The sequence below is a fragment of the Conexibacter woesei Iso977N genome (assembly GCF_000424625.1).
Lineage (GTDB): Bacteria > Actinomycetota > Thermoleophilia > Solirubrobacterales > Solirubrobacteraceae > Baekduia > Baekduia woesei_A.
Map to the genome: position 1 here is coordinate 154,373 of NZ_AUKG01000005.1, position 13,215 is coordinate 167,587.

At 74.2% G+C, this 13,215-nt stretch carries 16 protein-coding genes; 5 read left to right on the forward strand and 11 right to left on the reverse strand.

The features are described from left to right. Nucleotides 1-9: 9 nt before the first annotated feature. The 7 genes from H030_RS0127055 to H030_RS0127085 all read right to left on the reverse strand — a co-directional run bounded on the left by H030_RS0127055 (nucleotide 10) and on the right by H030_RS0127085 (nucleotide 6,718). Nucleotides 10-1,212 carry an ABC transporter permease gene (locus H030_RS0127055; RefSeq protein ID WP_027008429.1) on the reverse strand — a complete coding sequence of 401 codons (1,203 nt, stop codon included), beginning with the start codon at nucleotides 1,210-1,212 and terminating at the stop codon, nucleotides 10-12. Beyond that, the gene (locus H030_RS0127060) at nucleotides 1,209-1,871 is read right to left on the reverse strand and encodes an ABC transporter ATP-binding protein (protein ID WP_027008430.1); all 663 of its coding nucleotides are present in this window, start codon (nucleotides 1,869-1,871) and stop codon (nucleotides 1,209-1,211) included. Before H030_RS0127060 ends, H030_RS0127055 begins: the two co-directional genes overlap by 4 nt. Then, nucleotides 1,868-2,917, reverse strand: a complete 1,050-nt coding sequence (locus H030_RS39925; RefSeq protein WP_027008431.1) for an efflux RND transporter periplasmic adaptor subunit — start codon at nucleotides 2,915-2,917, stop codon at nucleotides 1,868-1,870. Before H030_RS39925 ends, H030_RS0127060 begins: the two co-directional genes overlap by 4 nt. Next, entirely contained in the window at nucleotides 2,914-3,516 is a 603-nt protein-coding gene (locus tag H030_RS39930; protein ID WP_196809289.1) for a hypothetical protein, read from the reverse strand. The genes H030_RS39925 and H030_RS39930 overlap by 4 nt, the downstream gene beginning before the upstream one ends. A 56-nt stretch (nucleotides 3,517-3,572) precedes the next feature. Beyond that, on the reverse strand, nucleotides 3,573-4,970 hold the full coding sequence (locus H030_RS35625) for a HAMP domain-containing sensor histidine kinase (RefSeq protein WP_035130270.1): 1,398 nt from the start codon (nucleotides 4,968-4,970) through the stop codon (nucleotides 3,573-3,575). Beyond that, complete coding sequence (locus H030_RS0127080; protein WP_027008433.1) at nucleotides 4,967-5,647, reverse strand: response regulator transcription factor; 681 nt, start codon at nucleotides 5,645-5,647, stop codon at nucleotides 4,967-4,969. The genes H030_RS35625 and H030_RS0127080 overlap by 4 nt, the downstream gene beginning before the upstream one ends. Before the next feature lie 78 nt (nucleotides 5,648-5,725). After that, nucleotides 5,726-6,718, reverse strand: coding sequence for an NAD-dependent epimerase/dehydratase family protein (locus H030_RS0127085; RefSeq protein WP_027008434.1), 993 nt, complete (start codon nucleotides 6,716-6,718; stop codon nucleotides 5,726-5,728). A gap of 105 nt (nucleotides 6,719-6,823) precedes the next feature. On the opposite strand from H030_RS0127085, the gene H030_RS35630 reads away from it, so the two are divergent. Genes H030_RS35630 through crcB (H030_RS0127100) form a run of 3 tightly spaced genes read left to right on the forward strand, consistent with a single transcriptional unit; the run spans nucleotide 6,824 to nucleotide 7,903 of the window. Further along, nucleotides 6,824-7,123 carry a DUF5069 domain-containing protein gene (locus H030_RS35630; RefSeq protein WP_081691213.1) on the forward strand — a complete coding sequence of 100 codons (300 nt, stop codon included), beginning with the start codon at nucleotides 6,824-6,826 and terminating at the stop codon, nucleotides 7,121-7,123. 31 nt (nucleotides 7,124-7,154) lie between these two features. Next, complete coding sequence (gene crcB / locus H030_RS0127095) at nucleotides 7,155-7,547, forward strand: fluoride efflux transporter CrcB (RefSeq protein ID WP_027008435.1); 393 nt, start codon at nucleotides 7,155-7,157, stop codon at nucleotides 7,545-7,547. Continuing rightward, nucleotides 7,544-7,903: a fluoride efflux transporter CrcB gene (crcB, locus tag H030_RS0127100; RefSeq protein WP_027008436.1), complete on the forward strand. Its 360-nt coding sequence runs from the start codon at nucleotides 7,544-7,546 to the stop codon at nucleotides 7,901-7,903. The genes crcB (H030_RS0127095) and crcB (H030_RS0127100) overlap by 4 nt, the downstream gene beginning before the upstream one ends. Before the next feature lies 1 nt (nucleotide 7,904). On the opposite strand, the gene H030_RS35635 is transcribed toward crcB (H030_RS0127100), so the two are convergent. After that, nucleotides 7,905-8,984 (reverse strand): aromatic ring-hydroxylating oxygenase subunit alpha, encoded by a 1,080-nt coding sequence (locus H030_RS35635; protein ID WP_051223821.1) that lies wholly within the window; start codon nucleotides 8,982-8,984, stop codon nucleotides 7,905-7,907. A 55-nt stretch (nucleotides 8,985-9,039) separates the two neighbouring features. Here H030_RS35635 and H030_RS35640 point away from each other — a divergent pair, with 55 nt between their 5' ends. After that, a complete protein-coding gene (locus H030_RS35640; RefSeq protein WP_051223822.1) occupies nucleotides 9,040-9,648 on the forward strand; it encodes a TetR/AcrR family transcriptional regulator in 609 nt (202 codons plus the stop codon). Here the strand turns inward: H030_RS35640 and H030_RS37995 are convergent. After that, nucleotides 9,624-10,220 carry an acylphosphatase gene (locus H030_RS37995; protein WP_051223823.1) on the reverse strand — a complete coding sequence of 199 codons (597 nt, stop codon included), beginning with the start codon at nucleotides 10,218-10,220 and terminating at the stop codon, nucleotides 9,624-9,626. The two genes, H030_RS35640 and H030_RS37995, sit on opposite strands and share 25 nt — an antisense overlap. 87 nt (nucleotides 10,221-10,307) lie before the next feature. On the opposite strand from H030_RS37995, the gene H030_RS38000 reads away from it, so the two are divergent. Next, nucleotides 10,308-10,922 (forward strand): cupin domain-containing protein, encoded by a 615-nt coding sequence (locus H030_RS38000; RefSeq protein WP_051223824.1) that lies wholly within the window; start codon nucleotides 10,308-10,310, stop codon nucleotides 10,920-10,922. On the opposite strand, the gene H030_RS0127125 is transcribed toward H030_RS38000, so the two are convergent. Further along, nucleotides 10,912-11,730, reverse strand: coding sequence for a hypothetical protein (locus tag H030_RS0127125; protein WP_231398555.1), 819 nt, complete (start codon nucleotides 11,728-11,730; stop codon nucleotides 10,912-10,914). The two genes, H030_RS38000 and H030_RS0127125, sit on opposite strands and share 11 nt — an antisense overlap. Continuing rightward, nucleotides 11,727-13,208 carry an alkaline phosphatase family protein gene (locus H030_RS35655; protein WP_051223825.1) on the reverse strand — a complete coding sequence of 494 codons (1,482 nt, stop codon included), beginning with the start codon at nucleotides 13,206-13,208 and terminating at the stop codon, nucleotides 11,727-11,729. Before H030_RS35655 ends, H030_RS0127125 begins: the two co-directional genes overlap by 4 nt. Nucleotides 13,209-13,215: the final 7 nt, after the last annotated feature.

Genomic DNA, 13,215 nt, shown 5'->3' on the forward strand with positions numbered 1-13,215 from the left:
CCAAGTGCTTCATGTCGACCGCAGCGCGTCGGTCGGCGACAGGCGGGCCGCGCGGGCTGCCGGGTAGAGGCCGGCCGCCGCGCCGATCAGCAGTGCTGCGCCGAGGCCGCCGAGGAGGGCCTCGGGTGGGACGACGGTCTGCCAGCCGCGTGCCTGCGCGTAGGCGCCGGTGACCAAGGACCCCAGGAAGACCCCGGCCGCTCCGCCGCCGAGCGCGAGCAGGAGCGACTCCACCAGGAACTGCGCGCGGACGTGGGCGCGGGTCGCGCCGAGCGCGCGGCGCAGGCCGATCTCCGAGCGGCGCTCCAGCACCGAGATGACCATCGTGTTGGCGATCCCGATCCCGCCGACGAGCAGCGCGACCGCGCCGAGGCCGAGGAACAGGCTCGTCAGCGTCCTGTCGGCCGCCGCGCGCGCCGCCAGCGCGTCCGACGGGCGCGAGACGTCGACCTCCTCCGGGTTGCTCGGGTTCACCGCGCTCGGCACCAGCGCGCGCGTCGCCGCGACGCGGTCCGGGTCGGCGCGCAGGTAGACGCTGCTCGCGTTGCGCGCCGCGCCCAGCTCCTTCTCGGCGGCGCGGTAGCCGATCAGCGCCGCACGGTCGACGTCGGGCGCCAACGGCAGCGAGCGCAGGATCCCGAGCACCGTCCACCAGCGCCCGTCGATGTACACCAACATGCCCGGCCGGTCGACGCCGAGCCGCTGCGCGGCGATCGCGCCGAGCACGACGCTGCGCGTCCGCGTCGTCGCCGCGTTCAGGAACCGGCCGCGCGCCATCGTCCCGCCCAAGGTGGACAAGAGCTCCGGGTCCGCGGCGGCGACCGCGATCCCGCCCGACTCCTCGGCGTCGATCCGGTCGGTGCGCCGGACCGTCGCGCCCTGAAGCACCTCGACGCTCGCGACCTGCTGCACGCCGCCCAGGCGCGACAGCACCTTGCGCGTCCGGCGCGGCAGCGACGCGTCGTCGCCGCCGATCGTCTGCCCCGGCGAGGCCGTCAGCAGGTTGGTGCCCAACGCGTCCAACTGCGACAACAACCCCGCGCGGGAGGACGCCGACAGCCCGAGCACCGCGACCATCGACGCGATCCCGATCGCGATGCCCAGCGCGCTCAGCGCCGCGCGCAGCCGCCGCGTGCGCAGCCCGACCGCGCCGACGCGCACGAGGTCGGCGGGCAGCAGGCGCGACCCGGCCGTGGCCGCCGCGCCGCTCACGCGTCCACCTCGACGCGCCCGTCGCGCAGGTGCACGCAGCGCGGCAGCGCCGCGGCGAGGTCGCGGTCGTGGGTGATCACGACGACCGTCGTCCCCGCGCCGTGCAGCTCGCGCAGCAACACCATGATCTCGCCGCCCGAGCGCGAGTCGAGGTTGCCGGTCGGCTCGTCGGCGAACACGATCGCCGGCCGCGCCACGACCGCCCGTGCGATCGCCACGCGCTGGCGCTCGCCGCCGCTGAGCTGCGCCGGGAAGTGCGTGAGCCGGTGCTCGAGCCCGACGCGCTCCAGCGCCACGCGCGCCGCGGCAAGGCGTACATCAACCGGCGTCCCGCTGTAGAGCATGCCCTGCGCGACGTTCTCCAGCGCGCTCATGCCGTCCAGGAGGAAGAACTGCTGGAACACAAAGCCGATCCGCCGCGCGCGCAGGCCCGCCAGCTCGCGGTCGTCGAGCTCCCCCACGTCGGCGCCCGCGACCGCCACGCGCCCGTCCGACGGCCGCTCCAGCGTCCCCATGATGTGCAACATGGTGGACTTGCCCGAGCCCGACGGGCCGACGATCCCGACCAGCTCACCGTCGCCGATCGCCAGCGAGACGTCGTCGAGCGCCCGCACGCCGCCGGGGTACTCCTTGGTCACCGCCTCCATCACGAGGCTCATCGGGGGACCACCACGCGCGCGCCCTCGCGCACGCCCGAGCCCGTCACCTCGACCCAGCCGTCGGCGCTCGCGCCGAGCTGGACCGGGACGACGCGCCGCGTCGCCGCCAGCTCGACGCCGTAGACGCCGGGCGCGGTCGCGACCAGCGCGGTCACCGGGACCGCCAGCGCCGCGCGCGTGCGCCCGGTCTCCAGCGACACGTTGACCGGCGCGCCGTCGAGCGCGAGCCTGCGCCTGCCGGTCAGCGTGACCGTCAGGGCGACCGTCGCGGCCTCGCCGTCCTGGCCCGGCGTCGCGACGCGCCCCACGTGCGTGACGCGACCCCGCCCGTCGCGCCCGTCGGGGAGCGTCACGACGACGCGGTCGCCCGCGTGCACATCCGGCGCCGCGGTCGCGTCGATCCTCGCGTCGATCACCGCGCCCGTCCCGGTGAGCTTGGCGACCGGCGCTCCCGGCCGGACCGCGTCGCCGACCTTCGCGCTGTGGGCGCCGATCCGCGCCGCGCCGTCGGTGACGACGAAGTCCTTCATCTCGACCCTCCCGGTCTCGGTGAGGTCGCGGTCGGCCTGGAAGTCCTCGACCGCCGCGGTCGTCGCCGAGGTCCAGTCGGTGTCGACGGTCCCGGGGTCGTAGCCCAAGGCCTTCAGGTTGCGCTCGACCTCGCGGACGTCGCGGCCGTCGCTGCTGCCCGGGCCGAGGTCGCGGTACAGCGGCCGCCGGCCGTACAGCGACCAGCCGGTCGCGACCGCGTCGATCGACAGCAGCGACTGCCCGCGCCGCAGCGTCGAGCCCTCGGCGCGCAGCCGCGTGACCGTCCCGGACGCCGGCGCGCTCACCGGCTTGGCGTCGCCGAACCCGAGCGTCCCGTCGACGTCCTGGCGGTCGATCAGGTCGCGCCGCGCGGCGACCGCGGTCCCGAGCGGGACCCTGTCGTTGGCGACCGCCGCGCTGCCGTGGTCGTCCCCGGTCGCCAGCCACGTCGCGCCGGCCGCGACGGCCGCCGCGACGACGACCGCGCCCGCCACCGTGCCCGTGCTCGTGCTCACGGCTGCACCTCCACGTTGCCGCTGCTGCTGGGCCCCGAGCCGCCCGGCGCGTCGGGCATGACCTTGGCGATGATCCCGTGGCACGCCCTGTCGGCCGCCTTGAACTTCGGCGCGTTGGGGTTCGCGTCCGGCCCGAGCCGCTGCGAGACCCGGTTGCCGTCGATCCTCGGGTCCGGGAAGTTGATGCCCTTGCCGCGCATGCAGCGCGCGTAGCCGATCAGCGCGTCGTTGCGCTCGGCCTGCTCCTGCGGGCTGGGCTGGTGCGCGTTGTCGGGCTCGACCCGGTACCTGCCGCAGGCCCTGTCGGCGGCCTTGAAGACCGGGCTGTCGGGGTCGGCGGTGTTGGTCTTGCTCGGGGCGCTGCCCGGCCCCTTGTCGCCGCCGGCCTTCATCAGGATGCCGCCGTTCGTGCCGCGCTCGGGGTCCGACATCTGGACGCCGTGCCTGCGCATGCACTGCGCGTACTTCACGGCGCCCTCGAACGCCTTGTCCTCGTCCGACCCGCCGGTCCCGTTCCTGTTGTTGTTGCCCGACGACCCGCAGGCCGCCAGCGCCAGCGCGGTGAGCGCCAGGCCGATCATCATCGCCAGAGGCTTCATGTCCACCATCAAGCCCGGCGAACATGAGAGCGCCCTGAACGCTCGCGAGGAGGGCGCTAATAGGCGTCGCGCTCGGGCAGCTCCAGGCGCATCAGCGTTCCGCCGCCCGCGGGGCGCTCGGCCGCGACGGTCCCGCCGTGCGCGTCGGCGACGTGCTTGACGATCGCCAGCCCGAGGCCGGAGCCCGGCAGCCCGCGCGCCGACGGCGCGCGGTAGAAGCGGTCGAAGACGTGCGGGAGGTCGGGCTCGGCGATGCCCGGTCCGTGATCGCGAACGGTCACGGAGCCCTCGTGGACCTCGACCTCGACCGCGCCGCCGGGCGGCGACCACTTGACCGCGTTGTCCAACAGGTTGCCGACCGCGCGCGACAGCCGCGCCCGCGTGCCGCGCACGATCGTCGGCTCGGCGGCCACGCTGAACGTCGTGTCGGGCGCGTGCCGCCGCGCCCGCTCGACCGCCGCCTCGACGAGCTGGTCGAGCCGGAGCTCCTCCGGCGGGTCGTCGCAGCCCTCGCGCGCGCCGACCAGGTCGGGGCGGGCCAGGTCGACGAGGTCGCCGACCAGCACCGTCAGGTCCTCCAGCTGCTCGCGCGCGCTGGCCAGCATCGCCTCGCGCTCGGCCGGCGGCAGGTCGGGCGCGTGGCCGAGCAGCTCGATGTTGGCCCGGATCGCGGTCAGCGGCGTGCGCAGCTCGTGCGAGGCGTCGGCGACGAGCTGGCGCTGCGCGTCGCGCGAGGCCTCCAGCGCCGCGAGCATCGCGTTGAACGACGCGGCCAGGCGGGTCGGCTCGTCGTCGGGCGGGTCCGGCGGCGTCGGGATCCGGTGGCGCAGGTCGCCGGTCGCGGTGACCTGCTCGGCGGTCGCGGTCAGGCGCGCCAGCGGGCGCGTCGCCATCCTCGACACGACGACGCCGAGGCCCGCGGCGAGCGCGATCCCGAAGAGCATCACCAGCGCCAGCTCCCCGCGCAGGCGCGACAGCGTGGCGTCGGCCTCGGTCAGCGGCCGCGCGATCTGCAGCGCCTGGCCGCTCGGCCCCTGGCGCGTGAAGACCCGCAGGTGCGTGCCGTTGACCGTGACGTCGCGCAGGAACGGCGGGTGCGTCCCGGACGCGACCGCCCTGACGGCGTTGTCGACCGGCAGCGCGGCCGCGCCCGGCCCGGCCGGCAGGATCGTCTGCCCGGACTCGAGCGTCGCCTGCGCCACGCCGGTCGCGCCGCCGAACGTGCCGTCGGGGACCGCGACGCGCGTCACCTTCGTGGCGCCCAGGCCCGGCTGCGGGTCGCCGTCCTGCTCTTGGAAGACCGTGGTGATCTGCGGGTCGGTCCGGCGCAGCCCGTCGTCGATCCCCGCGCGCAGGTCCTGGCGGACCACGATGTAGGTGATGGTCGCCGCGAAGGCCAGCGCGAGCGCGACGGCCGCGGCGGACAGCAGGACGATCCGGCGGCGGAACGTCATGCGCGCGGCGCCCGCAGGACGTAGCCGAACCCGCGCACGGTGTGCAGCAGCCGCGCCTCGCCGGCCGCCTCGGTCTTGCGGCGCAGGTAGCCGACGTAGACCTCGAGCGAGTTCGACGCCGGGCCGAAGTCATAGCCCCACACGCGTTCGAAGATCTGCTCCCGGGTCAGCACCTGGCGCGGGTGGTGCAGGAACAGCTCCAACAACAGGAACTCGGTCCGGGTCAGGTCGATGTGGCGCCCGTCACGGGTGACGTCGTGGCTGACGGGGTCGAGCTCCAGGTCGGCGAAGCGCAGTCGCTCGCGCTCGGCGTCCCAGCCGGAGCGGCGCAGCAGCGCGTGCAGGCGCGCGAGCAGCTCCTCGAGCGCGAACGGCTTGGGCAGGTAGTCGTCGGCGCCGGCCTCCAGGCCCGCGACGCGGTCGCCGACGCCCTCGCGCGCGGTGAGCATCAGGACCGGCGTGCGGTCGCCGGTGTCGCGCAGGCGGCGGCAGACCTCGAGCCCGTCGAGGCCGGGCATCAGGACGTCGAGCAGGACCGCGTCGGCGGGCGCCGCGGCCTGGGCCCGGACCGCCTCGCGGCCGTCGACGGCCTGCTCGACCTCGAAGCCCTCGACCTTCAGGATCCGGGTGAGCACCTCGCGGACCGAGGGCTCGTCGTCGACCACCAGGACGCGCATGGGCGCGATGCTCGCCGATGAACCTGAACGCGAGGTGAGGAGCGCTGCGCGCGTGCCCGCGCCTCGCCCCCGTGCGGCTCAGCGCGTGGTGTACACGCCGTGCGGCTCGGCGTGGTAGCCCTTAAGGCCGACCGCGGCGGTCAGCGCGCTGCGTGGTTCCTCTCCCACGGCGAGGCGGTCCAAGGCGTAGGCGAAGTCCCAGCGCGGCGCCCAGCCGAGCCCCGCGCGCGCGTGCGCGTTGTCGTAGACCCGCTCGATCTTGGGGAACATCGTCCAGCCGAGCTTGTTGTAGATGTCGGCGTAGTGCGGGAACTTGGCCGCGACGACCGCGGGCGCGTCCTCCTGCAGTGCAGGCGCGTCGTCGCGCTGGAACGGCGTCGTCGCGGAGATGATGTAGCGGTCGAAGCCGAGCTGCGGCGCGCGGTCGAGCGCGAGCAGGTGCGCGGCGACCGCGTCCTCGATGTCGACGCGGCGGTAGAGCAGCTCGTTGACCTTCAGGTTGGCGTCCGGGTAGGTCGCCCGGACCTCCTCGCGGTCGTCCTGCTCGGGGAAGAAGCGCGAGGTGCGCAGGATCAGGACGGGCAGCCCCGCGTCGCGGTGGACCAGCTCGCAGAGGCCCTCGGCCGACGTCTTGGTCACGCCGTAGATGTTGCGCGGGACCGGCACGACGCCCTCGGTGATCCACGCGGCGGGCTGGCGGTCGCCGGGCGTCAGCGCGCGACCGAACGCCGAGGTCGTCGAGGTGAAGACGAAGCGGTCGGCGCCGGCCGCGACCGCCTCCTCCAGCAGGTTCAGCGTCCCGATCACGTTCGCGTCGACGAACTCCCGGCGGGCGTGCGAGGAGACGTGCGGCTTGTGCAGCGTCGCGGCGTGGACGACCGCGGTGATGCCATGGTCGCCCAGCGCGCGCCGGACCGCGTCGCGGTCGGCGAGGTCGGCCACGACCTGCGTGAACGGGCCCGGCAGGAGGTCCAGGCCGACCGCCGTGCGCCCGCCGCCGGGGTCCTGCGCGAGCGTGCGCATCAGCGCCTCGCCGAGATGGCCCGAGCTGCCGGTCACGAGGATCTTCATGGCAGTAATACGTAGCACGCCGGGCAAGGCCTGCCGCGCCGGTCCTCTCGCGCGCGCGGCAACCGGTCCTGTCGCACGACCCCTTCCACGCGTAGGTTGGAGCGCATGGCCCCTCCCCACCTCCGCGCGATGGACGCAACCCTCGACGGTTACGCCTGGCTCCCCCGCATGATCGACAAGGCCCGCCACCACCAGGCCGGGACGCTCGGCGACTACGTGCACCCGTGCCCGGTCGACCAACGCTGCCTCGGGCTGCTCGGGATCGACGTCGAGCAGCTCTGGGTCGTGGTCGCCGAGCACGACGACGACGCGGGCGTCCTCGAGGGCCTGCGCGCGCTCGGGATCCCGAGCGCGCAGGACGCCTGGTTCGACGCGCCGGCCTTCGAGGCCGAGCTGACCGCGTAGCGACCGCCGGACGCGAAAGACTGCGGCGTCCATGCCGCCGCCGTCCGCACGCACGCTCGCCGCGATCTTCGCGGGCGGCGCCCTCGGGGCGATCGCGCGGGCCGAGGTCGCCGAGGCGCTGCCGGTCCATCCCGGCACGTTCCCGTGGGCGACGTTCCTGGTGAACGTCGCGGGCGCGGCGTTGTTGGGGTGGTTCGCGACGGCGCTGCAGGATCGGCGGCCGCCCTCGCTCGCGCTGCGGCCGTTCCTGACGACCGGCCTGTGCGGCGGCCTGACGACGTTCTCCACCATGCAGCTCGAGCTGTTGAAGCTCTTGGACCGCGGAGATGTAGGCCTTGCGCTGGGCTACGCGGCGGCGAGCGTCGTCGCGGGCCTCGCGGCGGTCCAGCTGACCACCACCGCGGTCCGGCGGGCGGCGGCGTGAGCGTCGCCGTTGTCCTCGGGGTCGGTGCGCTCGGCGGGCTCGGCGCCGTGCTGCGCTTCCTGGTCGACGGCGCGGTGACGCGGCGCACCGGCGCCGGCCGGTTCCCGTTCGGCACGCTCGCCGTCAACCTCTCCGGCGCGCTGGTCCTCGGCGTCTTCGCGGGCGCGGCGCTGCGCGGCGACGCCTACGAGGTCTGGGGCGTCGGCCTGATCGGCGGCTACACGACGTTCTCGACCTGGATGCTCGAGTCGCAGCGACTCGCCGCGGGACGGCGCGAGCGCGCCGCGGCGATCAACATCATCGGGTCGGTCCTGCTCGGCGTCCTGGCCGTCTGGCTCGGCCGCTCGCTGGGCTGACCTAAGCGGCGAGCAGCTCCCGGACCCGCGCCTGGAAGCGCACGAGCAGCTGCTCGCTGTTGTCCATCAACGTGGCGTGCTCGATCGCGCCCGACGCCATCCCGCGGTGCATCGCCTCGCACAGCTCGTTGTCCTCGTTGCCGACCTGCAGCGACAGCGCGGTCACCTGCTCGGCGTACTCCTGCGACGTGCCCGGCATCAGGAAGACCGCGGTGCGCCCGCGGGTCGTGTGCGCGTCGACCGGCCAGTACCACGTGGCCTCGAAGCAGCCCTCGCCCGGGTAGACGTTGATCGTCGTCGCCGGGAACAGCAGGTGCCACAGCGAGCCCTCGACCGGCCCGGCCTGCGTGGCCAGGACCGCCTGCTGGGCGGCGACCTTCGACGTCTCCTTGACCGGCGTCGCGGCGCTGAGCAGGTCGCCGTCGGGCCTGAGGGCGTAGCGCTCGGCCGACACGTCGAAGACCTTCGAGAAGTCCGGGTGCACGACCGCGCAGTGGTAGCACTCGAGGTAGTTCTCGCAGACGATCTTCCAGTTCGCGCCGATGTCCCAGTCGTAGACCGGACCGGTCAGGACCAAGTTGTCCAGGTCGATCCCGACGCCCGTGACCGACTCGCGCATGACCTCCAGCTCGCGCAGCGGCGGGTGCGCGTCCGCGTCGAGGTTGACGAACACGAACGGCCCCCACTCGTGGACCGCCGCGCGGCGCAGGTCGAGGTCGTCGGAGCAGAACGACGGCTCGCGGTCGGCGCGCGGCGCGTTGCGGAACGCGCCGTCGAGGCCGAACGTCCAGGCGTGGTTGGGGCACTGCAGGAGCTTGGCCCTGCCGGACCCGGACGCCAGGATCATCGCGCGGTGCGGGCAGACGTTGAGCAAGGCGTTCAACTTGCCTTCGTTGTCACGCGTGATCACGACCGGGACGCCGCCGACCTCGACGGTGACGTAGGCGCCGTTCTCGGCCAGATCGGAGGCGAGCGCGCCGATCTGCCACGTCGTCCGGAAGATCGCCCGCTGCTCGCGCTCGGCCTGCGCGGCATCCGAGTACCACGGGGCGGGGATCGGCTCGGTGACGGTCGCGCTCATAGTCGCATGACCATAATGCAACCTCGTCGCCACGGCAACGTAGGATGTCCGGGCCGTGCCCCGCCCGCGCCTCGACGACGACCAGCAGACCGCGATCCTCGACGCCACCGTCGCCGTGATCGCGCAGCGCGGCGCGGCGAGCACGCGGCTGGCCGACGTCGCCCGCGCGATCGGCAGGTCGACCGGCACGTTGCAGCACTACTTCGGCTCGCGCGACGAGCTGCTGGCCGCCGCGTTCCGGCGCCTCAACGACAGCGGCGCCGAGGCCGCGCGCGCCGCGGCGGCGGAGATCGACGACCCCTGGGCGCGGCTGCAGTCGGTCCTCGACGAGGTCCTCGGCGGCGGCCCGGACTGGACCGCCGAGTGGCAGGTCTGGCTCGAGTTCTGGACCGCGTGCGCGCGCGACCCGGAGCTGAGGGCGCTGACCGGCGACGTCTACGCGACCTGGCGCACGCTGCTCGGCGAGGCGATCGCCGAGGGCAAGAGGACCGGCGCGTTCAGGCCGGTCGCGCCGCCGGCCGAGGTCGCGGCGGCGCTGCTCGCGCTGCTCGACGGCCTCGCGCTGCACGCGCTGCTCGGGATCGCGTCCGACCGCCGCCAGGCCGCGGCGCGCAGGATCGTCCGCCGCGTCGCCGCCGGCTACCTGGGCGTCGCGACCGCGTAGGCGTCGCGGCGCTTGATCAGCAGCCACAGCGGCGGCCGCGTCCGCTGCAGCGCGAACCCGCCCTGCAGCTTCTCGCCGCGCAGGACGAACACCGCGTGCCCGCGCTCGATCGCCTCCGGCCACGCGACGCGCCCGCCCTGCTCGTAGTCGCCGGCGTCCCACACGTCGCCCTCCGGCCAGGCACCGGTGGGCTTCGAGGCGGTCGCGCCCCGCTTCTCCGCGGGGACCATCGACGGCGCCTTCCTCAGCCGCCACACGCGCGGCGCGCCGTCGACCTCCAGCGCCAGCGCGAACCCGTCGTCCTCGCTGCCCGTGACCGCGAAGCGCCCCGCCGCGACGCCCCGGACCGCGAACTGCTCGTGGCCCTCGGCCCTGACGCGCTCGACCTCCGGCGCGCCGTCGAGCGAGGCCACCAGCGACGCGATCGCGTCGCCGTCGCCCTCCGCGTGGACCGCCGTGACCGCTCGATCGTCCTCCGCGATCCGCACCCAGCCGAGCAGCCCGAGGTCGCCCGCCCGCGCGAGCACCGCCGCAACCTGATCACCCGCCACCCGGATCCGCACCGCGTCCATGTCCTCGCCGACCGTATCGCGCTGGACGCGGGAGACGCGGTCGTCTAGCGTCAGCGCCCTCCCCAACCCCTCCCCAGGAGTCTCCCCATGCATCAGCCGCTCTCCCGGAGCGTCGTCGGCCCCCACGACGGCGAGATCATCACCGACCGCCCCGGCCGGACCGTCCGGATCCTCGTGTCCGGCGACGAGGCGATCACGATGACCTGGTCGCGCTTCGTCGAAGGCGAGCACGGGCCGGACCTGCACGTCCACCACGAGCACACCGACGCGTTCTACGTCGTACGCGGCACCATGACCTACATCTTCGGGACCGACGACGCCCGGCGCGAGCTGACCGCCGGCGCCGGCACCGTCCTCGTCGCGCCGCCCGACGTCCCGCACTCGTTCTGGAACGCCGGCCCCGACGAGGTCGTGTTCCTCAACATCCACACGCCGGACACGAACTTCGCGCACTACCTGCGCACGCGCCGCGACCAGATCGACTGGGACGGCTTCGACCAGTTCCCGCCGCCGCCCACCGGCAATCGCCCTGGCAGCGACGCGATCGTCGTCGCCCCCGGCGCAGGCGAGCCCGGACCGGACCCCGCGACGCTCGTCCGCTACGTCGGCGAGGACCTCGTCGTGACCGAGGAGCCCGACAGGCTCACGATCTCGATCCCGTCCTCGCCCGGCCCGGACGTCGTCTACCTGCTCAACGCGTGATCCTGATGGACTTGCTCGCGCGCAGGTGGCGGCCGTTGGGCAGCACGGCGATCAGCCTGTAGGTGCCGGGTGTCAGGCCGCGCCTGCCGAGCGCGAGCTTGGTCGTCCGGCGGCCGGTCTTGGTGATCTTGATGGACTTGGTCCGGACCCGCCGGGCGCCGCGTTCCAGCACGAAGCGGTAGCGGCCCTTCGCGCAGGCGCGGTAGGTGATGGACAACGAGCGCCTGCGCGCGCGGTGGTGGATCGTGCGCGTGGCCGTGGCGACGGTCGGCGTGCAGGTGCCGGAGCCGCTACCGGCGCCGCCGGTTCCGCCGCCGCCTGGCCCGCCCGCGCCGCCCCCGCTCGGCGTGCCGGTCGCGTTGACCTCGACCACGGTGTCGGTGTCGGTCGCCCATTGCCGCCCCTCGTCGTCGGTCAGGTACGTGCAGACGGTCAGGTCGCCGGTCCTGCCCGGCGCCGCCGCCGTGCCCCTCGCGGTCGCCCGGTACGTGGCGCCCGCGCTCGGCTGCGGGTCGAGCGCCACGTTGGCGATCGGCGTCACGTCGGCCGGCGTCGTCGCGTAGGACCCGCCGCACTCGACCGCCAGCCGCACGCCGAGGTGGATCGCGCCGGCCCGCGGGTCGAGCGCGCCCGGGTCGGCGTTGACGACGACCGCGACCGCGACCGGCGCGCCCGGCTTCACGGCCGCGGGTGCGGTGACCACCATGTTGATGGGGTCGACCGCGTCGGCGGCGGCGAGCGACGGCGCCCCGAACGCCGTCGCCACGCCGCCGCAGACGATCAAGGCAAGGTGGAGGTGTCGCATCACGCCGCGTAGCCCAGCTTCGACGGCTGCCGGAACACGCGCGCGGGCGTCGCCGGGTGGTACCTGAAGCCGAGCCGGTCGAGGTAGCCGCTCTTCAGGAGATCGACCACATCATGTTCCTTGGGCCGCGTCGCCGCGCCCGCCGCTGCGGCCGTCCCGACCGGCGCCGCGCCGCACGCCGCGCTCATCACGTGCGCGGGATGCGGCAGGTCCGGGAGCGTGTAGTCCGGCCTGGACGCGAAGTCGAAGGCCTTGGCGATGTTGCGCGCGTACTTGTCACGCCGCGTCAGCGGGTCCAACCCATAGCGGTACCGGATCATCTTCAGGATCGACTCGAAGCCGTAGATCCCGTGGTCGACGTGGCCGCGCCGCACATAGGGCGAGACCGCGACGGCCGGGATCCGGATCCCCATCTGCCCGAAGTCGTTGTCGACCGCCGCGTTGCTGCGATCGTCCGGCACCCGCGGCGGCGCGACGTGGTCGAAGAACCCGCCCCACTCGTCGTAGACGATGAACAACGCGCCGCGCCTGAACTGCGGCGACTCCATGAACGCGTGCACGACGTCGGCCATGAACGCCTGCCCGGTCCGGACGTCGCCGTGCGGGTGCTCGTCGCCGCTGGTGCCCTGGTCCTCGCCGTTGAACGCCGGGTCCACGAACGACACCGCCGGCAGCGTCCCGGCCGCGCAGCGCGAGTAGTACTCGGTCACCTGCCCGGCCCGCGCCAGCCCCGGCGCGCCCCACAGCGCGCTGAACGGGATGTCGGTGTAGAAGTACCTGCTCGACACCCCCGCCCTGGCCAGCGCGGCGAAGATGGTGGTGTCGGGGAACCCGCCGGTCGCGAGCGGGACCGTGTTGTCCATCATCCCGTAGGACTGCGCCGAGTGCATGTACTCGCGGTTGGGGTAGGTCGACGCCAGCAGCGAGCAGAAGAAGCGGTCGAACGTCGTGAACGCCGAGGCGACCGACGGGATGAACGGCAGGTCGTCCCTCTCGTAGTAGCCGATCGAGAAGATGTCGTTGTCGCCCGACCGCAGGAAGCCGTCCATCCTGCCGTTGTTGAACTGCGACCGCCCGCCGCCCCACGAGTGGTCGGGATCCGGGTGCGCGCAGCCCTGGAAGTCGCCGTTGAGCCGGTGCGTGGCGAACGACCTGCCGGTGCCGTCCACGAACGACAGCCCGGACTGCACACCGTCGGCGCCCGGCAACCACCCCAGGTAGTGGTCGAAGGAGCGGTTCTCCATCATCAACACCACGAACGTGTCGATCGGGAGGTTGCGCGCCGCGGGCAGCGCGGCGGCGCGGCCCTGGGCGGCGGCCGCCTCGCCGACGAGCCGGTCCGGGTGCAGCAGCATCGCCGCGCCGGCGCCGAGGCCTGCGAGCGCCGCGGTGCGCTGGAGGAACTCGCGGCGGCGCAGGTAGCCGTCGGGGTCCTCGGCGGCCAGGCGCTCGGCCTTGCCCGGATCACGCAAGTCGGTCATGCACCGC